This window comes from Aerococcus urinaeequi (assembly GCF_001543205.1).
Classification (GTDB): Bacteria; Bacillota; Bacilli; order Lactobacillales; family Aerococcaceae; genus Aerococcus; species Aerococcus urinaeequi.
The window spans coordinates 1,928,802-1,954,949 of record NZ_CP014162.1 but is presented as its reverse complement, the minus strand read 5'-3'; the positions used below and the strand labels follow the sequence as shown (position 1 = coordinate 1,954,949).

General features: G+C 39.0%; 21 protein-coding genes. 4 read left to right on the top strand and 17 right to left on the bottom strand.

Translation table 11 applies throughout. The annotated features are described in order from the left end of the window. Positions 1 to 15: 15 nt before the first annotated feature. Complete coding sequence (locus AWM74_RS09040) at positions 16 to 801, bottom strand: transporter substrate-binding domain-containing protein (RefSeq protein ID WP_026466037.1); 786 nt, start codon at positions 799 to 801, stop codon at positions 16 to 18. A 335-nt stretch (positions 802 to 1,136) separates the two neighbouring features. Beyond that, complete coding sequence (locus tag AWM74_RS09035) at positions 1,137 to 1,922, bottom strand: transporter substrate-binding domain-containing protein (RefSeq protein ID WP_034258186.1); 786 nt, start codon at positions 1,920 to 1,922, stop codon at positions 1,137 to 1,139. Positions 1,923 to 2,126: 204 nt separating this feature from the next. Here AWM74_RS09035 and AWM74_RS09030 point away from each other — a divergent pair, with 204 nt between their 5' ends. After that, entirely contained in the window at positions 2,127 to 2,888 is a 762-nt protein-coding gene (locus AWM74_RS09030) for a CBS domain-containing protein (RefSeq protein ID WP_026466035.1), read from the top strand. A 71-nt stretch (positions 2,889 to 2,959) separates the two neighbouring features. On the opposite strand, the gene AWM74_RS09025 is transcribed toward AWM74_RS09030, so the two are convergent. The 9 genes from AWM74_RS09025 to AWM74_RS08985 form a co-directional block, all read right to left on the bottom strand. Next, entirely contained in the window at positions 2,960 to 4,699 is a 1,740-nt protein-coding gene (locus tag AWM74_RS09025; RefSeq protein WP_026466034.1) for an ABC transporter ATP-binding protein, read from the bottom strand. 3 nt (positions 4,700 to 4,702) lie between these two features. Continuing rightward, positions 4,703 to 6,412 (bottom strand): ABC transporter ATP-binding protein, encoded by a 1,710-nt coding sequence (locus tag AWM74_RS09020; protein WP_026466033.1) that lies wholly within the window; start codon positions 6,410 to 6,412, stop codon positions 4,703 to 4,705. A gap of 288 nt (positions 6,413 to 6,700) precedes the next feature. After that, positions 6,701 to 8,614, bottom strand: coding sequence for a PTS fructose transporter subunit IIABC (locus tag AWM74_RS09015; RefSeq protein WP_026466032.1), 1,914 nt, complete (start codon positions 8,612 to 8,614; stop codon positions 6,701 to 6,703). A gap of 30 nt (positions 8,615 to 8,644) precedes the next feature. Further along, entirely contained in the window at positions 8,645 to 9,562 is a 918-nt protein-coding gene (gene pfkB / locus AWM74_RS09010; protein WP_026466031.1) for a 1-phosphofructokinase, read from the bottom strand. Next, the gene (locus tag AWM74_RS09005) at positions 9,559 to 10,329 is read right to left on the bottom strand and encodes a DeoR/GlpR family DNA-binding transcription regulator (RefSeq protein WP_026466030.1); all 771 of its coding nucleotides are present in this window, start codon (positions 10,327 to 10,329) and stop codon (positions 9,559 to 9,561) included. The genes pfkB and AWM74_RS09005 overlap by 4 nt, the downstream gene beginning before the upstream one ends. A 176-nt stretch (positions 10,330 to 10,505) precedes the next feature. Beyond that, positions 10,506 to 10,976 carry an NUDIX hydrolase gene (locus AWM74_RS09000; RefSeq protein ID WP_026466029.1) on the bottom strand — a complete coding sequence of 157 codons (471 nt, stop codon included), beginning with the start codon at positions 10,974 to 10,976 and terminating at the stop codon, positions 10,506 to 10,508. A gap of 25 nt (positions 10,977 to 11,001) precedes the next feature. Continuing rightward, positions 11,002 to 11,892: an NAD(P)H-hydrate dehydratase gene (locus tag AWM74_RS08995; protein WP_051218241.1), complete on the bottom strand. Its 891-nt coding sequence runs from the start codon at positions 11,890 to 11,892 to the stop codon at positions 11,002 to 11,004. A gap of 122 nt (positions 11,893 to 12,014) precedes the next feature. Then, a complete protein-coding gene (gene gdhA, locus AWM74_RS08990; RefSeq protein ID WP_016897156.1) occupies positions 12,015 to 13,358 on the bottom strand; it encodes an NADP-specific glutamate dehydrogenase in 1,344 nt (447 codons plus the stop codon). 163 nt (positions 13,359 to 13,521) lie between these two features. Then, a complete protein-coding gene (locus tag AWM74_RS08985; protein WP_026466027.1) occupies positions 13,522 to 15,132 on the bottom strand; it encodes a peptide ABC transporter substrate-binding protein in 1,611 nt (536 codons plus the stop codon). Between the two features lie 334 nt (positions 15,133 to 15,466). Here AWM74_RS08985 and nrdH point away from each other — a divergent pair, with 334 nt between their 5' ends. Continuing rightward, on the top strand, positions 15,467 to 15,688 hold the full coding sequence (gene nrdH / locus AWM74_RS08980; protein ID WP_016897158.1) for a glutaredoxin-like protein NrdH: 222 nt from the start codon (positions 15,467 to 15,469) through the stop codon (positions 15,686 to 15,688). 114 nt (positions 15,689 to 15,802) lie between these two features. Here the strand turns inward: nrdH and AWM74_RS08975 are convergent, their stop codons facing one another. From AWM74_RS08975 to trpX, 3 genes are read right to left on the bottom strand one after another with little or no spacing between them, the layout of a single operon-like run. Then, the gene (locus tag AWM74_RS08975; protein WP_026466025.1) at positions 15,803 to 16,603 is read right to left on the bottom strand and encodes an ABC transporter ATP-binding protein; all 801 of its coding nucleotides are present in this window, start codon (positions 16,601 to 16,603) and stop codon (positions 15,803 to 15,805) included. Beyond that, positions 16,603 to 17,493: an ABC transporter permease gene (locus AWM74_RS08970; RefSeq protein ID WP_026466024.1), complete on the bottom strand. Its 891-nt coding sequence runs from the start codon at positions 17,491 to 17,493 to the stop codon at positions 16,603 to 16,605. Before AWM74_RS08970 ends, AWM74_RS08975 begins: the two co-directional genes overlap by 1 nt. 12 nt (positions 17,494 to 17,505) lie before the next feature. Then, the gene (trpX, locus tag AWM74_RS08965) at positions 17,506 to 18,573 is read right to left on the bottom strand and encodes a tryptophan ABC transporter substrate-binding protein (RefSeq protein ID WP_026466023.1); all 1,068 of its coding nucleotides are present in this window, start codon (positions 18,571 to 18,573) and stop codon (positions 17,506 to 17,508) included. A 430-nt stretch (positions 18,574 to 19,003) separates the two neighbouring features. On the opposite strand from trpX, the gene AWM74_RS08960 reads away from it, so the two are divergent. After that, a complete protein-coding gene (locus AWM74_RS08960) occupies positions 19,004 to 20,668 on the top strand; it encodes an NFACT RNA binding domain-containing protein (RefSeq protein ID WP_026466022.1) in 1,665 nt (554 codons plus the stop codon). A 121-nt stretch (positions 20,669 to 20,789) separates the two neighbouring features. Here the strand turns inward: AWM74_RS08960 and AWM74_RS08955 are convergent, their stop codons facing one another. After that, positions 20,790 to 21,713 carry a diacylglycerol/lipid kinase family protein gene (locus AWM74_RS08955; RefSeq protein ID WP_026466021.1) on the bottom strand — a complete coding sequence of 308 codons (924 nt, stop codon included), beginning with the start codon at positions 21,711 to 21,713 and terminating at the stop codon, positions 20,790 to 20,792. 199 nt (positions 21,714 to 21,912) lie between these two features. Between AWM74_RS08955 and lexA the strand changes: the two genes are divergently transcribed. Beyond that, on the top strand, positions 21,913 to 22,524 hold the full coding sequence (gene lexA, locus AWM74_RS08950; protein WP_016897164.1) for a transcriptional repressor LexA: 612 nt from the start codon (positions 21,913 to 21,915) through the stop codon (positions 22,522 to 22,524). 750 nt (positions 22,525 to 23,274) lie between these two features. On the opposite strand, the gene AWM74_RS08945 is transcribed toward lexA, so the two are convergent. Together AWM74_RS08945 and recJ are read right to left on the bottom strand one after the other, a co-directional pair. After that, positions 23,275 to 23,787 carry an adenine phosphoribosyltransferase gene (locus tag AWM74_RS08945; RefSeq protein WP_003142704.1) on the bottom strand — a complete coding sequence of 171 codons (513 nt, stop codon included), beginning with the start codon at positions 23,785 to 23,787 and terminating at the stop codon, positions 23,275 to 23,277. Continuing rightward, a complete protein-coding gene (gene recJ / locus AWM74_RS08940) occupies positions 23,787 to 26,132 on the bottom strand; it encodes a single-stranded-DNA-specific exonuclease RecJ (protein ID WP_051218239.1) in 2,346 nt (781 codons plus the stop codon). Before recJ ends, AWM74_RS08945 begins: the two co-directional genes overlap by 1 nt. Positions 26,133 to 26,148 lie beyond the last annotated feature (16 nt).

Here is a 26,148-nt window from a genome sequence, read left to right as displayed (position 1 = left end):
TTGAGTTTTATTAAACTATTCTTGGGTAATGTCTTCGCCGTAGTATTTCTCTGATAATTCAGCTAAAGTACCATCTTCACGTAATTTTTCAAGTTCTGCGTCAAAAGCTTCTTTCAATTCAGTACCTTGATCAGTTTGTGCGAAGGGGAATACCACGCTGTCATCTGAATATGTTTCTTCTAAAGTACGGAATGGTTTATCTTTTAATGTGATACTTGATTGGATAATCGCGTAATCTTGTACATAGGCTTGGACTTGACCTTTTTCAAGATCTAATTCAGGTCCTTCACGGTTTTCGTAAGTACGGATTTCGATATCTAAACCATTTTCTTCAATATATTTGGTTATAATATCTACTTTATTTGAACCCGCAACCCCACCAATAGTTTGACCTTCTAAGTCTTCAATTGATTGGATATCTGAATCAGCCAATACACCTAATGCTGTATGTGCGTATGCATATGGTGTAGAGAATTGATAAACTTTTGCACGTTCTTCAGTTTGCGCAAAGTTATTGGCAATAGTATCTAATTTACCCGTATTCAATTGTGTTACCAAACCGTCGAATCCACCAGTTGTCCATTCAACTGTGTAACCTAAATTTGCTGCGATTGTTTCCAATACCTCAACGTCAAACCCGGTTAACTCACCGTCTTCTTGGTAAGAGTTTGGGAAAGATTGACCTGTAGCCCCAACACGCAATACTTTATCGCCGGATGCTTCCTCCGAGCTACCATTACCGCAAGCTGCTAGCACCAAAGCGATAGCTGCAAATGCGACCCATTTAAATAATTTCTTCATCTTGAACTGCCTCCTAATAAATAGTTTTTGAACATAGAATTATTCTAGCACTGAATATGTATGAACACTTATACCAATAATCGATAACGAGTCATCTAAAAATCATATCAATACAATTTAAAATTGTAAGCATTTTTCAATAAAATCTCTAGTTTTTTGCTCAGAATCATTGAAAAATATTTATTTATATCTTTTTAGCTATATTTAACTGGATAATGTCGGATATTGATATATCATTTAATCAAGACATTTACTAATAAATGATCATTTCTCTATACAAATAGAAAAAGAGGTATCCTGATAATCTAAGATACCTCTCGATGATGCTTATTCACCTATCCTTGTGTTACGTCTTCGCCGTAGTATTTGTTAGATATTTCAGCTAAAGTGCCATCTTCACGCAAGTTTTCAAGTTCTGCGTCAAAGGCTTCTTTAAAAGCTGTCCCTTCTTCAGTTTTGGCAAATGGGAAGACCACATTGTCGTTTGAGAAGGTCTGGTCTAGCGTACGGAATGGTTTGTCCTTCAATTGGATGCTCGCTTGAATTATCGTATAATCCTGAGCATAGGCATCGATCTGACCTTTCTCAACATCTAACTCAGGTCCTTCACGATTTTCATAAGTACGGATTTCAATATCTAAACCGTTATCTCCTATATATTTTTTCATGATATCTACCTTATGTGACCCTGCAACCAAACCAATTGTTTTACCTTCCAAGTCTTCAATCGTTTGAATGTCAGAATCGGCTAGCACACCTAAGGTTGTATGTGCGTATGCGTATGGCGTTGAGAATTGATAAACCTCTGCCCGTTCTTCTGTTTGCGCAAAGTTATTAGCAATTGTATCAAGTTTGCCAGTATTTAATTGTGTAACCAATCCGTCGAAACCTCCAGTAGTCCATTCAATAGTGTAGCCTAAATTAGTTACCACTGTTTCGAATACCTCAACATCAAAACCTGTTAACTCCCCGTTTTCTTGGTAGGAGTTTGGGAAAGATTGCCCCGTTGCCCCAACTCGTATGACTTTATCTTCGGATGTTTCCGCTGAACTTGTATTACCACATGCCGTTAATAGCAACGCCACAGTTGAAAATACGACCCATTTTAAGAATTTCTTCATCAAAAGTACCTCCTAATAAAATATTTTTCAAGCTTAGCGTAATTCTAGCACTCAATATTTTCAAAAGCTTATACCTATAAGCGATAACGGATTATCTAAAAATCATATCAAGATTTTTAATTTATTTGCTCAAGGGTATTGCATTTCATTATTCCATCATCTTTTTGTTATAATCAAAGCAGTAGATAGAAGGAGGTTGCCAAGATGACCAGTCATTATTCTGAAGAATTTACCAGGGATAAACCCTATTCAGTAACAGTCGCTTTTATTAGCCACTTTAACGCCCTACACCAAACCATGAAGGGATTATTAGTCAATGATGATGCTACTTTCTTCCAGTGTGTAGAAGAATTAGCCAAAACGAACCAAGTAATCAAACGTAACCATCAATTTTTAGACCAGATTCGCCAGTTACGCAACTTGTTGACCCACCACAAGACAGAGGTTGAAGTAAACCTGGCTTATCCTTCTGAAGAAACCAATCAACAACTCTTTGAAATCAACAAATTACTGACAGAAATTCCGTCAACCAGAAAATTTATTAAACCAGTTTTTGCCATTAATATGGATGATAGTCTAGAAAAAGCCTTGACTGATTTACACCACCATCAAGTATCCCAATTACCCGTCTTTAATAAGGATCGTTTGGTATCCGTTATTTCTGCAGAATTGATCACTAAATTTATTGCGGATGAAATTACTAAAAATTCTTGGTTCTATATGGACTTCTCCAAATATCAAGTAAAGCAAATCATCAATCATAGCCAACATAAGAAAATTACCCGTAAACAAATCATTTCACCAGATACCCCAATTTTTGAATTAGATGATTTTATGGTCGACTTGATGCGCAACAACCGAAATGAAGTCTTATTGATTTCGGAAAAAGACGATGTCCGTAAACCTGAAGACATTATTGGAATTGTCACTCAACGGGATATTACGACGATTCTAAACTATCTATAAAACGAAGGTAGACAAAAAAGCTAGCGAAAATTGCCGCTAGCTTTTTGATGTGCGCCTTCTTCAACAAGGACTTATTCAGCTTGGTGATCAAATTGCGATTGGTATAGATTGAAGTACTTACCTTCTTTTTCTAATAAACTTTGATGGCTGCCTTGTTCTAAGACATGGCCGTTTTCCATATATAAGATTTGGTCGGCATTTTCAATCGTTGATAATCGGTGGGCTACGATAAAGGTTGTATGGTTGACCATCATTGCATCAAAGGTTTCTTGAATCGCCTTCTCCGTCATCGTATCAATTGAAGATGTGGCCTCATCCAATATCAACATATCGGGGTCAGTGAGCATAATTCGCGCAATACAAATTAATTGTTGTTGCCCTTTAGAAATGTTGGCCCCATTCTCACTTAATTTAAACTGATAATCTTGGTCCATCTGCATAATCATGTCATGGATCTGGGCTTTTTTAGCCACAGCAACCACTTCTTCCATGGTTGAGCTCGACTTACCGTATGCAATATTGTCGAAAATGGTTCCTTCAAAAATCCAAGAATCCTGTAAAACCATCCCAAAGTTTTGTCGTAGATAGCTACGTTGCATATCTAAGGTGTTGACACCGTCAATATGAATCCCGCCGGCTACTGGGTCATAAAATCGCATCAGAAGGTTGATAAGGGTCGTTTTCCCAGCCCCAGTAGGACCTACAATGGCTACCGTATCCCCAGCCTTGACATGGACGTTTAAGTCTTCAATTAAAGGTCGTTGGCTATCATAATGGAAGGTTAAGTCTTTAAAATCAACTGCACCTTCAACCGTTACAAGCTCTGCTTGGTCACGTGAAGGGGTCTCTTCTTTAGCACCCATCAGTTCATGTACGCGAGTAGCCGCAGCTAAAGATGTTTGCATTTCATTAATAATAGAAGAAATATCATTAAATGGCTTGTTGTATTGGTTGGCGTAAGTTAAGAATGAAGAGAAAATCCCCACACTCAATTGGCCAGATAATACGGTAAAGGCACCGACCACGCCCACAACAGCATAAACAATAGAGTTTAAAATACGCGACGTTGGGTTAATTAAAGCCCCATAAAATTGTGACCACATACCTGACTCATGCACTTTCTGGTTAATACTTGTAAACTGTTCAATGGCGTCGTCCTCAAAGGTAAAGGCACGGACAATCATTTGCCCTTGAGCCATTTCATCCACGTATCCACCGAGTTCGCCACGTAAATTGACCTGTTCAGTAAAGCGGTGGTAGGTTCTACTGGCAATGATATAAGAAACAACCACAGAAATTGGGGTCAAAATAATGACAATCAGTCCGATTTTAACATCTAGGGATAACATCATCACGATAACCCCGACAATTAAAATCAGGCCGGAAAATAAGTTATTGAAACTTTGTAATAAACCGTTACCGACTAAATCGACATCATTAATGACACGAGAAACAAGGTCCCCTAAAGAATGTTTATCCACGTATGATAAAGGCAGTTTTTGAATCTTATTAAAAGCGTCTCTATGTAAGTCCGCAATAATATGGTAGGTTAATCGGTTAGACATCTGATTTTGTAAATACTGAGCTAGAGCTGCAATTAGAGCGAACACACCCAGCAAGATAATGGCTTGCCACAGGGCTTCAAAATCCACTCGGTCCAAACCAACGATTTCATTCACTGCCTGTCCGATTTGAATGGGTATTAAAACTTGAAAAAGGACGGTAATTGTTGAAAATAGGAATAAGCCGATTGTAGTCCAACGGTAACGTTTAATGTAATCCATCAGCCATGAGAATGTTGTTTTATCCATCTGCTAATCCTCCTTTTCTTCCTGCATTTGCGAAGCAACAATCGCTTGATATATGTCACTGTTTACTAATAAGTCATCGTGACTACCAACACCAGCACTGCGTCCATTATTCATAACTAAAATTTGATCAGCCTGTTGTACTGAAGATACTCGCTGTGAAATCATGATAATAGTAGTATTTAATTTGCTTAATGCTTGGCGTAATTTCGATTCAGTGGCGAAGTCTAAGGCACTTGATGAATCATCTAGTATTAAAACTTGCGGTTGGCCAACTAAGGCACGGGCAATCGTTAGCCTTTGCTTTTGTCCACCTGAAAAGTTTTTACCACCTTGTCGAACGGGCATGTCTAAGCCCTGGTCATTTTGAGCGACAAAGTCCTTCGCTTGTGCAATTTCTAAAGCTTGCCACAAGTCTTGGTCACTGATGTTCTTTTTGCCCATCAATAGATTATCTCTAAGGGTCCCTGTAAATAAAGAGGCTGATTGAGGGACTAGACCAATTTTTTGACGGTAGGCATTCAGGTCTAAGTTTTGAATCAAGCTATCGTTAATGATAATTTGGCCCTGGTTGACATCGTCATTACGTAACAACAGGTTAACTAAGGTTGATTTACCGGATGCCGTCCCCCCGATAATTCCAAAGAAAGAACCAGGTTTGATATCAGCTGTGATATTTTCAATGGTATTCCGCTCTCCGTATCCAAAAGTTACATCATCAAATTGAATGGCTAAGGGTTCATGCCCAGAAAGTTTTTCCTGGCCACTTAAGATTTCTGGTTTAATGGCTAAAACCTCATCAATTCGGTTAATCCCAGCAATCCCTCGACTAAATACAAGTAAGATATTCACGAGTACATTTAAAGCCAAGAGAATATTATTCATATATTGAACTAAGGCAACGACATCCCCTTGCATAAACTGGCCATTATTTACCAGTCTTCCACCGAAGAACAAGATAAAAGCAATGGCTAAGTTGACTAAGAAAAGACTTGACGGGTTAGCCAGCGCTTGGAAGGCGCCCATGGTTAATTGCTCGCCTCTTAAAGTCAGGTTTTGTTTTTCGAATCGGTCGACTTCATGTTTTTCGTTGGCGAAGGCACGAATGTCCCGGATGCCCGAAAAGTTTTCACGCACGATGCGCGATAATTGATCCATACGACGTTGGATTTGGCCATTTTGTTTATTAGTAAAAATATTAATGTATATCAAAATAGCACCAATGATTAATCCACCGATGACAAATATAGGCGCCAATGTTGGACTCACATAAAAGGCCATCACAATTGAACCGATTAATAAAATTGGCACACGAGAACCTAGACGAATCATTAAGGCAATGGCCAATTGTAAGTTCTGAGTGTCATTTTCAATTCTTAGAACTACTGACGAAGCTGTAATAGTATCCAATTGCTTTCTATCCATACGGTTTAATGTTTTAAACATTTCTAGCCGCACTTCAGTCCCAATATCCTGGGCAACTTTAGAAGCCAAATATTGACAAACCAAGGCCGTTAAATAACCTAGTAAAGGCAATACTGCTAACAAGATACCTTGTCTTATGATGACTGATGGATTGTCTTGATTAATCCCCATGTTAATCAATGTAGCCATCACGATAGGCACTAATAACTCTAAAATGGCTTCGGCTACTTTAGCCACAAATGCCAAAAAGGCTTGGCCTTTATTTTTAAGTAATATATCTTTAACCCGCATACACTCTCTCCTAGCACGATTATTTTCATTCTAAAATATCATACCATTAATTTTTGATTAGTTGGCGTAATTAAGTCTTTATCAATTATCTTAAACAATTCTTTACTGATTTATTTTTCAAAAAATACAAAAATAAGACAATCACTAGAGCCGCTTTATAAAATATGTGCTATTTCTCATATAGCAGATTCGCTTTCCAATTTTGCAATACATGATATTATTAACCAAAAAAAAGCACGAAACTAACCTCTCGGCAATTTCGTGCATTTCTTGTATCTATTTAAATGATTATCTGTCTTCTTCAGCTACTGGTTTTTTCCACAGACCTAAAACTAAGGCTGAGATAATTGAACCGATAATTACCGCTAAGATTAGTAGTAATGGTTGGTTACCTAACGCCACCATAGTGATAATACCACCATGTGGTGCAGGTACATTAGTTGTCCAGAATTGTGTTAAACCACCAGCAACAGCAGCACCTAGTACACTAGAAGTAATCACGCGTAATGGATCAGCAGCAGCAAATGGGATAGCACCTTCTGTAATGAATGTTAGACCCATAATGAAGTTTGTTAAACCTGATTGTTTTTCTGTCTTAGTAAATTTATTTTTAAATAAAACTGACGCCAAAGCGATTGCTAATGGTGGCACCATACCACCGGCCATAACTGCCGCCATGAATTTACCATCACCTGTATCTGTAAAGATACCGATAGAGAAGGCATAAGCTGCTTTATTGAATGGACCACCCATATCGATTGCCATCATACCACCAAGTAAGGCACCTAGTAATACTAAGTTAGCAGTACCTAAACTTTCAAGTAAGTTCAACATACCGGTATTGATACCAGCAAAAATTGGCCCTAATACAAAGTACATGATAACACCAGTAATTAATAACGTAAGTACTGGGTAGAATAGGATTGTTCTAGTACCTGCAAGTGATTTTGGTAACCCTTTAAGCATTTCAATGACTAAGATTGTCACATAACCAGCAAGGAAACCACCAACTAAACCACCTAGGAATCCGGCACCAGCAGTATTTGCTAAAGCACCTGCAGAGAATCCGGCTACTAAGGCTGGTTGACCACCGATAGATTTAGCGATATTACCAGCAAATACTGGAATTAGGAAAGCAAAGGCTGCAGAACCGATACCATTGAAACCTAAGAATAAGGCAGATTCGCTACCTGCAAATCGTTCAATTAAGAATGAAATGGCAATAATAATACCACCAGCGATAACGAATGGTAACATTGCTGAGATACCGTTCATTAAATCTTTATATAATGATTTGAAGTTGAAACGACCTGAACCTGCACCGTCTTCACTTGAAGCATCATCTTCGTCTTGACGGTTAGTTGTGTAAACTGGTGCGTCGCCAGATAAAGCTAAATTAATCAATTCTTCAGTTTTGTTGATACCGTCAGCAACTGGACGTTCAACCACTTTTTTACCGTTGAAACGACCCATTGGGACATTTTTACTTACCGCAACAATGATTCCGTCAGCTTTGTCGATGTCTTCTTTAGTTAAACCATGTTTAACGCCTTCAGATCCACGTGTTTCAACTTTAATTTGTACGCCTAGTTCTTTTGCTTTTTTCTTCAAAGCATCTTCAGCCATATAAGTGTGGGCAATACCAGTTGGACAAGCAGTTACCGCAATGATATATGGTTGCTTTTCGTCAACGTCAGCTGCAGAAACATCAGTAGAAGATTCTTCTTCTTTGTTTTCTGCGTCTAATTGTGCTTGTGCTAAGTTTAAAATACCTGTAACAGCTGCAGTATCTTGGGCACCTTTTAAAGCAGCAATGAAGTCTTCGTTCATTAGTAACTTAGAAAGTTCAGCAAGTACTTGTAAATGCGTGTCCGCAGAGCCACCTTCAGCAGCAATCATAAAGAATAATTCAGCTGGTTGACCGTCTAAAGATTCGAAGTCTAAACCGCCTTGTTTTTTAGCAAATACAACTGAAGTTTTGGTAACTGCTTCATTTTTCGCGTGAGGCATAGCGATACCATTACCTAAACCAGTACTCATAGTATCTTCACGTTTTTGGATGTCTGAACGGAAACTATCAAAGTCGCTCACTGCCCCAGTATCCACTAATTTTTGCGCCATCTCGTCTAAAATAGCGGCTTTATTATCTGCCTTTACATCAAGAATCATTAACTCTTCACGTAGAATATCCGTAATTTTCATATCTATCTCCTTCATTTACGATTGTATACCTTATTTATGTAAAAATGATAGACCCACTGCTCCGTTTAAAGCATCAATGTCTTCCTTCTCTGCCAAGTCTTCTTTAAATGCTGTGGCACTCCCACTTTGTACCGCTAGCACAAAGGCTTGAGAAGCTGGTAAACCTTGTTGTAATCCAGCAACAAATCCGGCAATCATTGAGTCACCAGACCCAACTGTATTGATGACTTTACCTTGAGGTGCATCAGCCTTAACAATACGCTCTTTGTCAATAAATAAGGCACCGTCACCACCTAGTGATACAACGACGTTTTCTGCACCTAATTCTTGTAACTTCTTACCATATAATACAACGTCATCTAGTGAATTGATTTCAACACCGAATAAGTCACCTAACTCATCCTGGTTTGGTTTGACTAAAAGTGGTGCCATTGGTAAGGCTTTGATTAATTCTTGACTTGCTGTATCGAAGATGAATGGAATACCACGTTCTTTCAATAAGCTAATTAAGCTTAAGTAGAAATCTTCCGGTAACCCTTGTGCTTTACTACCTGAAAGGACTATCAAGTCTTCTGAAGTCATCATTTGAATTTGTTGGCGCAATTGGTTAATTGCCTCTTCATCAATGACAGGGCCGGCACCGTTAATTTCTGTTTCATTTGTTCCTTTAGTCTTCACATTGATACGTGTTGGACTAGAAATTTCGATAAATTGAGTAGATGACCCTTCTTTTTCCAACCATTCGCGTATAAAGTCCCCTGAGAAACCACCTACAAAACCTAAGGCAATATTGGGTACTTCAAATTGGTTTAGGATTCGGGATACATTAATCCCTTTCCCACCTGGTAACATCTGTTCACGCGTTGATCTATTCGTCTTCCCTGCTTGGATCTCATCAATGTACATTAAGTAATCGATTGAGGGATTTAACGTTAGTGTATAAATCAATTGTTTACCTCCTTTATTTTATATACTTGAGTAAAATCTTCTTTTGCATGTCGGTCTTTAAAAATATTTGTAACGACTTGAAATTCACAATTTAAGGTTACCGTGATTGGATAAGTTTTCTCAAACTTACTTTGGTCAATCATGACATGAACGTCTATACTTTGATAGGCTGCTTGCTCTTTCAAAAAGGCTTCCGCTTCGTCAGTTGTCGTCAGTCCATCATTTAAATCGATCCCATTCATTCCTAAAAACACATGGTGAAAATGGTATTTCTTTAATTGCTTATGAGCGCTTTGACCAACAATTGCTTGGGTATTACCCCGTAAGGTGCCCCCTAATAATTGGATATTCAAGCCTTTACCAGCTGCAACAATCGCTTGATTGACACCATTCGTGATGATATTTAATTGCATGTCTGGTGTGATGAAATCAAGCATTAGTAAAGAAGTTGTACCGGCATCTAGATAAATAGTTTCGCCTTTTTCTATCAGACTAACTGCATATTGGGCAATCATTCGCTTCTCATTTGCATTATCGAGTACCTTGTCACTAAATCGGGGTTCTTCTCCAATTACAGGATTAGCACCCTTCTTCAACTTGGCACCACCATGAACGCGAATTAAGAGTCCTTCATCTTCCAGACTATCTAAATCACGACGCAAGGTTGACTCGCTGGCATTAGTCATGGTGACTAAGGTCTGCAAATCGACCATATGGTGCTGGTTTAAGTAATCTAAGATAATGGTTTTTCGTTCTTCTAATAACACCTTTTTCGAACTCCTTTCATGTAAATATTTTGTAAAGGAGATGCAAACGCTTACTCGATACCACAACCATTATACACGCAAAAACATTCAGAATCAATCATTTTCTTTCAAAATAAAAAAGAGAACAGCAAAATTCATGTCCTCTACCATAAAAAATACTTTTTTATTACCGCCTTTTACGCAAATCCTTCTTCTGAATAGAATGGTGGCTGCCCCAAATGTTGGATGGCATGGTAACGATTTTGGACGATTTCATCCGCCATAGCCGGTAAATCGGACAAGTTCACCCATTTTAAATCATCATGTTTATCGGTTTCCATAATTTGCGGGGTACCCACAAATCGATTGCACGTCAGATAAATATTATAGTAAGTAGTTTCATCATCTACACGTAGGTGGGTTAAACCCACAAATTCTAAATCGTCTGCCTGAATTTGAATGCCCAATTCTTCATAGACTTCTCGAACCATGGCTTGGCGTACCGTTTCCTGCGCTTCAACATGTCCAGATATACAATCCCACACATTCGCTAACATTTCCGTTTGCCCTCTGTGTTGTAACAGGACTTGCTTTTTTCCGTCCAATTCCCGGGTTAAAATTAATATGCCCGCTGAAGGGTTTTTATATCGCGATTTCCTACTTGCCATTTCATCACACTTTCTAACTGTACTTTTAAATTTCTTTCTTTGAGATTTCTTTCATTGCATAAGGAATTTGTTTGCTAATTTGACTAGGTAGGACGACGTAATGATCTTCATACAGCTGGTCACCAATGTAGGAATGTAAGAAAACCGCCAGCTTAACTGCATCTGCAGTTTTGTTTAATTGACCTGCTAAACCAGCAATCATCCCCGCTAGCGTGTCCCCCATACCGCCAATTGCCATGCCAGGATTACCACCAGGATTTCGGTAACTTACCGACTCATTTGGCACATAAATTTCCGTTGATGACCCTTTTAATACTAGGATAGCACCCGCTTGGTCTACCCAATTTTGAATGCTCTCTTGGTCGTCGGCCTGGACTTTTCCTGCAGTTAGTCTATGCCATTCTCCTTGATGGGGTGTCAAAATGATTTCATGTTGATTATCAGGGGAAAGTAATTCTTGGATTTTCTTATCCTCATCTTCTGCCAAATCTGCCGCCAGTAAATTTAAAGCATCTGCGTCCAAGATGATCTTCAACGAGCGTTTGGAGGATGCAATTGTGGTTTTGATTAGCTTCCATAAGTCCAGGTTATCCATCCCGAATCCAGGTCCAACCAACAATATATCCACTTTCTCAATCATCTTCTTGATAGCAAACACATCCGTCCAATCGATAATCATGGCTTCCGGCAAAACAGTATGGATAGCGCGCAAGTTAGCTGAATCAGTTGCAATCGTGGTTAAACCTGCCCCCGAATTGATTGTAGCCATGGTCGCCAATTGGGCAGCTCCACCCATGGCATGGTTCCCCGCAATAATCAGGACATGACCAAACAGGTTTTTATAGGCGTCCTCGTCACGAACTGGTATGAGTCTTTTAACACCCGTTAAATTCAAATCAACCTTTGATAATGTCACAAACTTCACCCCTTTTCTTTCATTCTAGCACTAGTAAAAGAATATGCCTAACCCTTTACACGCAAAGAGGTTGACCATATTAGCCAACCTCTCGCTTACACATCGTGTGTAATGTATTTGAATTATACTAAACCTTGAGAAATCATTGTGTCTGCAACTTTTTTGAAACCAGCAATATTTGCACCGGCAATTAAGTTATCTTCTTTACCATATGTGCTTGCAGCTTCTTTCGATTCGCTGAAGATATTTTTCATGATATCTTGTAACATGCCGTCAACTTCTTCAAATGTCCAACTTTGACGTTGGCTATTTTGTGCCATTTCTAGTGATGAAACCGCTACACCACCGGCATTGGCAGCTTTCGCTGGTCCAACGTAAACATCATTTGCTAATAACGTTTCTGTTGCTGGTGCATCTAAAGGCATGTTAGCACCTTCAGAAACGAATTTCACGCCATTTTTTACTAATTGATCAGCTTGAGGTTTTTTCACTTCATTTTGTGTTGCTGCTGGGATAGCTAAATCAGCTGCAATTTCATGATCCCAAACAGATCCCTCAAAGTAACTTGCCGTAGATTTTGCTTCTGCATAAGCAGTTAAACGTTCACGACGCACTTCTTTTACGTCGCGTAAAAGAGCTACATCAATACCAGTTTCATCAATGATATATCCAGTTGAGTCTGATACTGAAATTGCGATACCACCTAATTCTTGCAATTTTTGAGCAGCATAAATGGCTACATTACCAGCACCGGAGATAATTGCTCGCTTACCTTCAATCGTTTCATTCTTAGCTTTTAACATTTCATTTAAGAAGTATACAGCACCATATCCAGTAGCTTCCGTACGTGCTAGTGAACCACCGTATAATAATGGTTTACCGGTTAAAACACCATTCTCGAAGCCACGTAATTTTTTGTATTGACCGAATAAGAAGCCAATTTCTCGTCCACCAACACCGATATCACCTGCAGGTACATCTTGATCTGGGCCAATATATTTTTGTAATTCCGTCATAAAGCTTTGACAGAATCGCATAATTTCATTGTCTGACTTACCTTTTGGATCAAAGTCAGATCCACCTTTACCACCACCAATTGGTTGGCCGGTAAGTGAGTTTTTAAAGATTTGTTCAAAACCTAGGAATTTTAGGATACTTTGGTTAACTGTAGGATGGAAACGAAGCCCACCTTTATAAGGTCCAAGAGCTGAGTTAAATTGAACTCGATAACCAGTATTTACTTGTGCGTTTCCTTTATCATCAGTCCAAGGAACACGGAATGAAATGATTCTTTCTGGAATCGCTAGAATTTGTAAAATATTTTTTTCTACATATTCAGGATGCTCTTCAATTACTGGCGCAACAGAATCTAAGAATTCATCTAAAACTTGGATAAATTCCGGTTCAGCCTCATATTGTTTGTGCCATTTTTCTTGAGTGACCTTAATATATTCTTGTGCATTCATGTTAATTCCTACTTTCTGTTCTTAATTATTACAATATAATGAGAACTGCTATTATTATATACAAAATCACCAAATAAGAAAAGTTTTTTGTGACAAAATGATAAACATTTTTACACAGAATTTTGAAAGTACTGGCTATTACGTTAGATTATCTGTCATTACCCTACTCCGCTGTCTGAATATCGGCCCATCTATAGTTGATATAAGATTGACCTGGTCGGTTGATATTAGATACTTGTGGATTTTGTAAAATTGCTTGATAGGACTGATACACTGGAATTTGAACAGCATAGTCATCTAAACCAGCTTTTTCAAGCGCAATCAGCGTTTCCCATCTACCACTTGGGTCAAGGGCTTGCGCGCGGCTTTGGGCCACCAATTCATCTAATTGTTCGTATTGGTAGTTCCCCCGGGTAATAGTAGAATCAAAACGTTCTAAATAGTTTATTGGGTCCCCGAAATCAGCTTGCCAGAAAGTGACGCCTAAGTCATAGTCTCCATCAGATAAGGCTGCAAATCGAGCAGATGACGGCATAGTCTTTATGGTAACTTCAATACCCGGTAGGTTTTCTGTTAATTGCGATTGAATATACTCCGCAAAAATTTGACTTTCCTCGTCATCGGCCGCAACCATCTCTAAAGATAATCCTTCTAGGTTAGCCTCCGCCAAACCATTTTCCCAATTTTCTTGGGCAACTTCTAAATCGTAATCTGTTTCAATCGTCGCATCATCTCTAAAATCAGCTTCAGTTTCAGGGTTCCAAGCCACTTCACGTGATACAAAGCCGTTGGTAGCAATTGAACCGTTTTGTAGAATATTATTTACAAAAGCTTCCCGGTCGATGGCTTTGTAGAGGGCACGGCGGATATTCAAGTTATCTAATCCCGGTGTTTCGTGGTTAACTTCGATATAATTCGTCCGCGGGATTGGATAAGTTTTGTAGTCTTCATTGTTTTGATTTTGGACCGCAAAGTTACCAGTTAATTCGATGACATCTAATTGGCCAGAATCGTATAAATTTAGTGCGGTTGCTGTTTCAGGTAGGTATTGGAAATTAACCGTATCTAAATTCACATTGTCAGCATCCCAGTAGTGGTCATTTTTTGCAAAAGTCCAAGTGTTTCCAGTCGCTGCATCCCATTCAGTCAAAACAAATGGTCCGTTATAGACAGCAGAGTCACTGGTAGACCCGTATTGGTCACCTGCTGCTTCAACTGCCTCTCGATTTTGAGGGTAGTAAGCAGGTACGGTCAAAAGATCTTTAAAGTAAGCTGTTGGATTTTCTAAGGTGATTTCCAAAGTTTTATCATCCACTGCCCGAACACCTAATTCACTGGTATCTAATTCGCTAGCCATGATTTCTGTGGCATTGTTGATTGTACCGTCAAACATATAGGCATAGGGTGCACCCAAGTCAGGTTCAACCATTCGTTGCCATGCATAGACGTAATCACCTGCGGTTACAGGGTCGCCGTTTGACCAAGTCGCTGCCTCCTTCAACTGGATGGTGTAGACAGTTCCGTCTTCGGAAACTGTCGGCATATCGTCTGCATCAGCCGTAATTAATTGGTTGTCCAAATCATACGTGTACAAACCGTTATAAAAGTTCATATTGGCTGTGATGGTCGCAATATTCGATGCTGCAAAGGCCGTATCAGCTGATTGAATTTCATCCGTGGATTGGATATTCAATATCTTTTCTGTACTTTCGCCCGAATCACCGCAAGCCGCAAGCATTGCTGCTGCCACTAGTCCCAACGCTATTTTCTTCATATATATTTCCTCCCACATTTCTTGATAGCATTTGATTCATTATACAATTGTCCCCCTTGTTTTCAAGTTACAAGTGACAAGGGCTTTTATTTTTGGTAGAATTAAAACTTGGTTATTTCGATCATTAATAATGAATGAAGTACCAAATTTGCACTTCTAAATACTCATTAAATTTTGCTAGATTTGGAAATTCCCATACATCAAGCTTTTAGAACGAGTTACATTTTTTGCAAAAAGATTTTGGGCTAAACAACTTGACTCAGGACCATAAACCCTATATATTGTGTTCATAAGATAAATCACAACTACATGTGGCATATTTAGGGGGATAATAATGGTAACTGTATATACAAAACCAAATTGCATGCAATGCAATTTCACAAAAAAATATTTAACTGAAAAAGAAATCGAATTTCAAACAATCGATATTACAGAATCAGAAGAAGCATTAGCTGAAGTTAAAGGCATGGGCTTCCAAGCTGTACCTGTAATCGTTGCTGAAAACGAAGAAGCTTTCTACGGTTTCCAACCAGACCGTTTAGCAAAATTAGTTTAATCAAATTAAATGAAACGACTGAAGGATAAGCTTCAGTCGTTTTTATAAAAAAAGCGTCACGCCCTTTTCCTCATCATCATGATTTAGGATTTGGACTGTGACGCTTTTATTTGGTTAAATAGAACTTTCTTGTTCTTGATAGTCTGATTCAGCCAAGTCAGCCATGATTTGGTATAAATCACCTGCTGTTAACTGGTCTTTTTCTTCTTTACTAAAATCTTTAATGATTTTACCGTGGTGTAAAAGGATCATCCGGTTACCATATAGTAAGGCATCTTGTAGATTATGAGTAATCATTAAGGCTGTTAGGTTGTGGTCTTTTACTTGGTCAGATGAAATTTCTAGAATACGTTTAGATGTCTTTGCGTCTAAAGCTGCTGTATGTTCATCTAATAGTAAAATATCTGGTTTAGTGATAGTTGCCATTAATAAGGCAATCGCTTGTCTTTGCCCTCCGGATAATAAGCCGATTTCAGCATCCAATCGATTTTCTAAGCCTAAATGCAATTGGCTTAATGCCTCTTGGAATTGTTTGCGGTTGTCCTCTTTAATAGCTAAACCTAGACCTCGTTTTTGACCGCGTTTCAAAGCTAATGATAAGTTTTCTTCAACGGTCATACGTGGTGCTGTCCCCATTGACGGGTTTTGGAATACGCGGGAAACAAATTTAGCCCGGTCCTCTTCAGCAAGACGACTAATAACTTTATCGTTTAAAGTGATGGCACCGGAGTCTAACAGGAAGGTGCCGGCAATGGCGTTCAATAGGGTTGATTTCCCTGCCCCGTTACCCCCAACAATGGTAATGAAGTCGCCCTTCTCTACTGTTAATGATAAGTCATCTAGGGCTGCAAAGGCATCCGGTGTTCGTTTGTTAAATACTTTTCTCGCTTGGTTAATTTCTAATAAGGTCGTCATTATTTAGCCACCTTTCTGTATTCACGGTAGTCAGCCACTTTATTTTGAATGGTTGGAACAGCCAGACATAAAGCAACGATAATTGCTGAGAATAGACGGAAGTCATTCGCTTCAAAGTTCATCATTAAGACAATCGTTAATAGTAAACGGTAAATAATTGAACCCACTAGGATTGTGATAAAGCGAACCCCTAATTTCACATTGCGGAAGAGGACTTCCCCGATAATAATAGAAGCTAAACCGATAACAACAGTACCAACACCCATTTGAATATCAGCATAGCCGTTATCAGTAGAGACAATATAACCTGACACAGCAATCAATCCATTGGCTAGCATGTAACCAAGCATAGTCATTTCTGACGTTTCAATCCCTAGTGATTTAGCCATTTGCATGTTATCACCTGTTGCAATCAAAGCTTGCCCCATTTCTGTTTTAAAGAAATAAGTTAACAGGAAAATAATAGCTGCCACAACGATTAAACCAATCACAATGGTGTCTACATTACGTGGCAAGGATAAACCAGCAATCGCGTTTTTTAAAGTCGTCACCGTTGATAATGACATGTTGGCCTTACCCATGATTTTCAAGTTGATTGAGTAAATCCCTGTCATGGTAATAATCCCTGCTAATAACGGATTAATTTTCAAGCGGGTTACTAAAAACCCTGTAATAGCACCTGCAGCCATACCTGCTAAAAATGAAATCAACAATGTCATAAAAGGATCAATATTAAAGTAAAGCATTTGGGCACCAATGGCACCACCCAATACAAACGACCCTTCAGTCGTCATATCCGGTGCATTTAAAATTCTAAAAGTAATATAGATTCCGAGACCCATTACAGCCCAGATTGTCCCTTGAGAAAAAGCACTAATTATCATGTCCATATGGTCTCCTCCTTATTCGCCAACTAATTTAGCATATTCGTCACTGTTAACATCAATTGCCGCATCAATCAATTCTTGAGGTAGTTTAATGCCTAATTCTTCAGCTTTAGCTGTATTGATGTAAGTATCTGTCTTATCATTATAGATAATTGGATAAGTTGCCGTATCTGCGCCTTCAATGACATCTGCTACTACCGTCGCTGTATCTAAACCGAATTGATATTGGTTGATACCAACTGTCGCTAACCCACCGTCAGCAACCATAGCGTCTACTACTGGAATAACTGGAATGCCATTTGCATCTGTTACTTGAATTAAGGTATCCATAGCACTAGCAATTGTATTGTCATTTGGTACCCAGATAACATCCACTTGACCAGCCAATTGTTCTGCAACTGATGCTAGGTCATTTGTTGAAGTAATGGTAGATTCTACTACGTTCAATCCTCTTGATTCAGCTTCAGCCTTGGCTTCATTAACCGTTTTGGTTACATTCGATTCTGAAGAATTGTAAATAATGCCGACATTTTCCATATCTGGTAAAATTTCTTGCATTAAATCAAATTGTTCTGCAACTGGTGCCATATCTGTAACCCCTGTTACATTAGCCCCTGGTTTTTCATCAGAAGCGATAAAACCGTTGTTAGCTGGGTCTGATACCGCAGATAAGATCACCGGACGATCGCCGTTAGCAGCATTGGCTAAAGCTTGAGCAGCTGGCGTTGCGATGCCGACTAAAATATCTGCATTTTCAGCAAGAAAAGCATTCGCAATCATGGCTAAATCAGATTGGTTTCCTTGGCCATTTTGGTAGTCAATTGTGATGTTTTCACCATCTACATAGCCACGCTCAGCCATGCCATCATAGAAACCATCTTTAATTTGGTCTAATGAAGGATGTTGGATAAATTGTAATAAACCGATAGTGATGTCTTCATCTGTTTCCACTAATTGCGTTTCATCCACCTCTTGACCTGTAGCTTCTAGCCCTTCTCGTTTTGCAATAAGGGTTGGCATTGCTAGATATAATGCAAAAAGGGCAATCACTAATACCGCACCCATACTTGAAATTTTTTTCATGTGTTTCCTCCTAATTTTGACAATAAAAAACGCCCCACTCTAAACTGTAGGACGCTAGATCCCACATAGTTGATTGATAAATCATCACTATCATGTCTATGTGGGGTTATTTTGAAAGGCTCAAATTTTATCTCCACATAAATACAGTCCAGAAAACTGAAGTTGTATCTATGCGCACTCGTGCAGATACAACTAATTAATGTGGCTTTGCCAGTATTTCATTGTTTGCACAGCAGTTAACATTTGAGTAGCTCCCTTCGTCTTTGATATCTCATTAAACAAATATTAACAAATCATGAGAAAAATGACAAGTATAATATCTGAAAAATGACAAGTTCTGCCTAGAAAAAATTTTGTCGGTGAAAAATCGCCTTTTTTGCCAAAATTGCCAATAACCCTTATAATGAAATGTTAGGAAGGTGGTGCTTACATGTCTTTTGACGGTATGTTTACCCATGCATTAATTAAAGAACTAAACACAACATTTGCAGGCGGACGCATTCATAAAATCCAACAGCCATACGAGATGGAGTTGGTCTTAACAATCCGCGCAAATCGCAAAAACCACAAATTATTGATTTCAGCCCATCCAAGTTTTGGGCGTATCCAAGTTACAGAACAAGCTTATAATAACCCAGAAACCCCACCAAACTTTACTATGGTATTGCGTAAGTACGTTGAAGGGAACATTATTGATAGCATTGAACAGTACGACAATGACCGGATTATCATCTTCAATTTAACTAGACGAGATGAATTAGGCGACGCTAGCCAGCAACAATTGATTGTTGAAATTATGGGTCGTCATTCAAATATTTTCTTATTAGATAAGGATAAAAAGATTATCGATGCCATCAAACATGTGCCCATGTACCAAAATACTTTTAGAACGATCTTACCTGGGGCGACTTACCAACTGCCCCCAATCCAAAACCAGGTTAACCCCTTTAAGGTTGGCGAAAACTTTGAAAAGGACAAGTCCTTAATGACGGCCAAGTTCCTACAGAGTCAACTCATGGGGTTAGGTCGTGATTCAGCAATTGAATTGGCAAGCTTAATTGAAAAAGATAGTCGTAAACCTTATCAAGTGATTCAAGACTTCTGTGCGGACTTTGAAAATCCAAATCCAACCTTAGTGGTCCAAGATGATAAGCAACATTTCTTAGTCTTCCCTTACACAACAATTTCAGGGGAAGAAAGTCATTATGACGATTTGAGCGCCCTATTAACGGCTTATTATGCAAAGAAAAGTAAGCATGATTATGTCCGTCAGGTGGGTAACGCCATTATTCAAGTCGTTGAGAAAAATCTGACTCACCAACATAAACGGTTGGCCAATTTAAACCAGGATATGGAGAAATCATCTAAGGCCGATACTTTCCAGTTAAAAGGTGAATTATTGACAACCTTCCTTTATCAAATTGAAAAAGGCCAAACTGAAGTAACTTTAGCCAACTACTACGACAATGATCAACCCATTACCATTAGCTTAGACCCTGCCTTGACACCGTCACAAAATGCGCAGAAATACTACCATAAGTACAATAAACTACGGAATGCCATAAATCATATCGAAAAACAAAAAGTCGTTGCTGAAGCTGAGATCCAGTATTTAGAATCCATCCAAACCCAATTGAACTTCGCCGAACCAAATGAGTTGGCGGATATACGGGATGAATTAATTGACCAGGGTTATCTTAAAAAACAAAAACAAGATAAGAAAAAACGGTCAAATAATGCCTCAGCTAAACCGCGTGAATATAAAACAGTGGAAGGTAACCGGATTTTAGTTGGTCGAAACAACAAACAAAACGACCAATTAACCATGCGCCAGGCCAATAAAAACCACTTTTGGTTCCATACCAAGGATATTCCTGGTTCACATGTTATTTTAGAAACCGATGAACCTAGTGAAGCTGAAATCATCCAAGCAGCTGAATTAGCCGCAGCCTTTTCAAAATATAGCCAATCCAATAATGTGCCCGTTGATTACACACAAGTAAAACACGTAAAAAAACCAAACGGAAGTAAACCTGGATTCGTGAATTACTTTGAACAAAAAACCATCTTTGTCACACCAACAAAAATCGTTTAAGTGTAGATATTAAAAACTCATCACTGAATATGCAAAAAGACCGATTGGCAGATTGCTCACCCCCTAGCTCGCTAGCAAGGGTAGTCATCAAACCAGTCGGTCTTTTTACTACATATATTTTCTAAATAATCCGTTTATAAGCGTGTTTCTTCACCTGACAGGTAAATGTTGGTAATTGATAAATTTCCCCATCACAGTTCAGAACCATCGGGCTGCCATCCTTACTGGCATAAACCACTTCATCACATAATACATTACGTAGCTCTTCCAAATCTTCATGGTTTCCAGCGAAAAACTTGTATAGGACAGTCCAAATTTTATTCATAGGCATAGTTTGTACATAAACCAATTCTAGAAGGCCGTCATTCACTTGACCATCAGGGTTGATCTTAAAACCTCCACCATACATAACCCCATTGCATAATGCGGCCAGAATATATGGCCCATCCATCAGCATCAACTCTGCCCCTTCTTTTCTGGCTGTTAGGCGAATATCGAATGCCGTACCGGCTTGTAAGGCCTTTGGAATCGAAGCCATGTAGGCGTATTTTTGCAAGAATTTATGCTTTTCTTTAAAGTCATTGGCTTGAAAAACAACATTCGCATCGGCGCCAACACTCAAAATATTCATAGTATACAAGTCTAATTCAGGAATATAAATGGCATCCGTTTCGCTCGTTTTACCCTTAAAAATATGGTCAATCTGGTCTTTAACCGAACGGTTGCCATATAAGCCAGTATATAAGTCATTCCCAGTACCTAAGGGCAAGATAGCAAAAGTAAGCGCAGTATCTATCATCAAATTCCCGATTGAATGGACAGTTCCATCGCCACCACAGGCAACAACTACCCCATCTCGATATTTTTCTGAAAAACGGTCAATCAAAAATTGGCTAGACGCCTTTGATGTCGAATACACTAAAAAGATATCGTCTTTATTCAATCCTGCTTTTGAAGCCCGGTCTAATACCAATGCATTTATATCGGCCTTCTTCTTTTTCCCAGCAGCTTGGTTAAAAATAAATAAGAAACCCTTATTTCCCATGTTTGACACCTCTTTTATCTTATTACGTGTATGATTATGCCCTCTATTATACCAAACACTAGGCTATCAGACGAATATTGGTCAGTATTTTCACATTCATCGAATGTACGTTTGTATTGACCGAACGTATGTGCTATACTGATTATAAATAAAACGTGAATAGTTAGAACTCATAACCCACAAAAAAGGAGTACAGCTAATGAAAGAACGTCATCTGCAAATTCTAAAATGTATCTATTCAAACATTCAAAGTCAAGGGTTCCCCCCAACAGTAAGGGAAATCTGTGAAGCCGTGAACCTATCTTCAACTTCTACAGTCCATGGCCACCTTTCTCAATTAGAAAAGCAAGGTTATCTACTTCGGAACGCGACTAAACCGCGTGCTATGGAAATCACAGAAAAAGGCTTGGAATTACTAGGTGTATCTAGTCAAGGTATCCCAATGATTGGTACGGTAACTGCCGGTCAACCAATTACTGCCGTTGAAGATATTGAAGATTATTTCCCTATTCCACCTACTTTGAAGAACCAATCAGAATCCCTATTTATGCTGAAAATCCGTGGTGATTCAATGATTGAAGCGGGTATCTTAGACGGAGACTTCGTTATCGTTCGTCAAGAATTATCTGCCCAAAATGGTGATATTGTAATCGCCATGACAGACGAAGGTGAAGCTACTTGTAAACGATTCTTTAAAGAGGATGGGTATATTCGCCTACAACCAGAAAACCATAGCTTAGAGCCTATTATTTTACCAGACGTACAAATTTTAGGACGCGTAATCAGTTTATTTAGAGAACATACTTATTAATTCCTTATACCATGGTGGCATCCATTATCCGATGATCATCATGGTTTTTTTGCACTCAAATTAACCATGTCGATGCCTATACGACAATCACCTATTTACATTTTTGAAATATCCACTAAATTAATCGCAAGAGATATTCCAGATTGCAGGCGTAAAGTATATGAAGCAATATATCGTCGATGCATTTGCAGAACAATTACTTGAAGCTAATCCTGCTTCTGTATTTTAGACAATTAGTTACCAGAAAACTTGATAATTAACATCACAAAGGAAAATATCCTGTCAGAAACAGCCATCGCGGTTAAAGAAGCTGGCAACTACCATTTACGTTAGTTTACCCTCGACGGTAAATTGATTTTCGTGGACCTGCGACAGCTTTCGTCATCATGAACTATATCGATTCAAGTTTCTTTTGATACACTTAGTGGTCAATTAACAGTAACTTGTGATGGTGACCAATCGGTCATGGCCTCCCCGTTTTATAAATTGCAACCTGTTTCTGTAAGCGAAGCAATAGTAGCTTTACTAAGCGTAAGTCCTAAAGAAGCTTGGACGGGACCGTAAGATGTTCTGTTAGTGAAGATCAGGTCACGTTGGCCGGGGCTACCGTCTTATGAGCTGTATCTGAATTGAATATTACCGCCTTATGATGATTGTTCGACCAAAATGCTATTATTTATGCAAAAAAACATGACCAAGTCTCGCCCTATGGGGATTTGGTCATGTTTTCTGTTATTTTACTACTTCATATTAGTAGTGCATTAATGAGAATACGTCAGTACCAGCAATTTTTTCTCTGGCTTTGAATTCATCTAATTCTACTAAGAAGGCTGCACCGACAACTTCGCCTCCTAATTTTTCAATTAATGATACACAAGCTTCGATGGTACCACCAGTTGCCAATAAGTCATCTGCAATTAAGACTTTATCGCCAGGTTTAATCGCATCTTTATGGATTTGTAGGGTTGATTGACCGTACTCCAAACCGTAATCGATTGACTCGATTTCACGAGGCAATTTACCTTTTTTACGTGCGGGAACGAAGCCAATATTTAATGCATAAGCAACTGGACAACCAACGATAAATCCGCGGGCTTCTGGTCCAACAACCACATCTACATCTTTCTCACGTGCAAATTCCACGATTTCATTAATTGCTTCGTGGAAGGCTGGGCCATTCCCCATCAAAGGCGTGATATCTCTAAATAAAATATCTTTCTCTGGGAAGTCCTGTACGTCTGCAATATATTGTTTAAAATCCATTATTTTCCTCCTGAATAGAAATAATCTTTAATCATCGTAACATCATTATACCGTAAGAGTCGTTCATTATTGATTTGGGTTTCCCAATCGGCCATGGTTTGAGTAGCCAATAAGTCTACCTTTTCATTTACCGGTAAGGTCACTAAATCTGTGTTATGCCATTTAACCAATTCCGCTTCTTCTAAGACTTTCACCATTAAATCAAGTTTCACTTTAGAAATTTTGAAGAAATCTGCCAATGCCTGTTCCTTACCCGCCAGTGGAACTGTTCCGTGGCCTTGTAAGTATTTATATAATTGGCCGAATTCTTGCCGGGTTGGCTTTCCAACCATGTAGGCATTGACCGCAGAATAAGCATAGATATAAATATTATCAATGGCCGCCTGGTTTATCAGGTTTTTAACTGCTGATAAGTCCTTTGGAATATCAAAAATAACTAAGCTATTCTTTCTAGCAAATGCTGATCCTTTTTCAAGTATTTGATCAATCTCACTGGTCATGATGGCTTCACTTGTGAAAGGGATTTCGTCTTTATAAGCTTTGAAAAACGGCGCATTTTCAAAGACATAAGTGGCATTTTCAATTGACATAATTTGATCACGCTCACGCATATTTCGCAAGTCAAAAATACTTTTACTAGACTGGCGAATATCCTTGATTTGAGCTTGCGGTGATTGGTTCCCGTTCCATGCGTTGATGGACAAGGTCACCACCACATCGATTGGTTCGTTCGCTACTAATTGTTTGGCTAAGGCGCCAGATTTAAAAGCAATCATACTTGTTTTGACATCTGCATCTGCTACTGTCAGTTTTAAAGTATTCTTGTCCTTCCCAATCAATTGGATTTGTGATAATTGGACGTCCTTTATTAAAAACAAGGGCTGTCGATTATCGGTACCAAAGGGTTTAATTGGGTCAAGGGCTTTGATGTTTTCAAGGGTAATGTCTGTAATCCCAATAATCCCATCAAGTTTTAGAGGTGTTTGCTCAGTAAGTACGGCTTCAAATTCAGCCACTCGGTCAAGTAAAGCCGTCTTCCAAGCTTCAAACTGGTCGATAGCTACAGTCATCCCAGCGGCCATTTCATGACCACCAAATTTGTCCGCATAGTCTTTACCGGCTTGTAATACTTGGAAAAGGTCAATCCCTTCTATCGAACGGCCAGAGCCTTTATAGCTGCCATTTTCAGTATTCTTACTTAGTAGAATGGTTGGTCGGTGGTATTTTTCAACCAAACGGCTGGCTACAATTCCAAGGACTCCTTCATGCCAACCTTCTTGGCTCAAGATAATCATTTGCGGTAATTGACTTTCACCGTCAACTAAAGCTTCCGCTTCCTTCACCATCTCATCAACGATGGCTTTACGGGCGTTATTTTCTGAGTCTAGTAACTCAACCAATTCACCAACTTCTTGGTCATCAAAAGAGGTTAAGAACCGCACACCAGGGTTTGGATCGCCTAAACGACCTAAAGCATTTAATCTTGGTCCCAGTATAAAACCAATCGTTTGCTCATCGATTTGGTCTGGCTGAATGCTTTCTTTTTCAAAGAACATCTGTAAGCCTAACCGCTCGGTATGCTTCATTTGGTCTAAACCAGATGCCACAATAACTCGGTTTTCGTCAGTTAATGACACCAAGTCAGCAACAGTGCCAATAGCGGCAACATCCAGTAAATCACTTGGCGTTTCACCAAGTAAGGCTGTGGCTAATTTCAAGGCGACACCAGCACCTGCTAAATCACCAAAAGGATATTGGCCTTCTGGGTGGCGTGGATGGACGATGGCATAGGCTTCCGGCAAGCTGTCTCCAATTTCATGGTGGTCCGTGATAATCACGTCAACACCTTGGTCTTTGGCGTAAGCTACGGCTTCGTGTCCTGCTACCCCATTATCACAAGTAAGGATTAGTTGGGTCCCTTTCTTGATGTAATAAGCATAGACATCCTTGTTTGGTCCGTACCCATCTTCAAACCGGTTAGGTAAGTAGAAGGATACATTGGCCCCAAGCATTTCTAGGGTTTCATACAAAATAGTCGTTGAAGTGATCCCATCTGCGTCATAATCCCCGTAGATTAAAATCTCTTCATAGTCTTCAACCGCTTGTTGTAGTCTTGAAACGGCCTTTTCCATATCTTTTAATAAGAATGGATCATGAAATACGGGCTCTTTAGCGATAAAAGCTTGAATCGCTTCAGGTGTTTGGTAGCCCTTATCATAAATGACCTGTACGACCATCTTTGGTAAGGATAGTTCTTCAGCTAGCTGCTGGATAAAGGCTGCAGCTGTATCATCTGCATTGCTTAAGTATTCAGGTTCTATCCATTCATAAACTGATTGCAACAAAATTTGTCCTCATTTC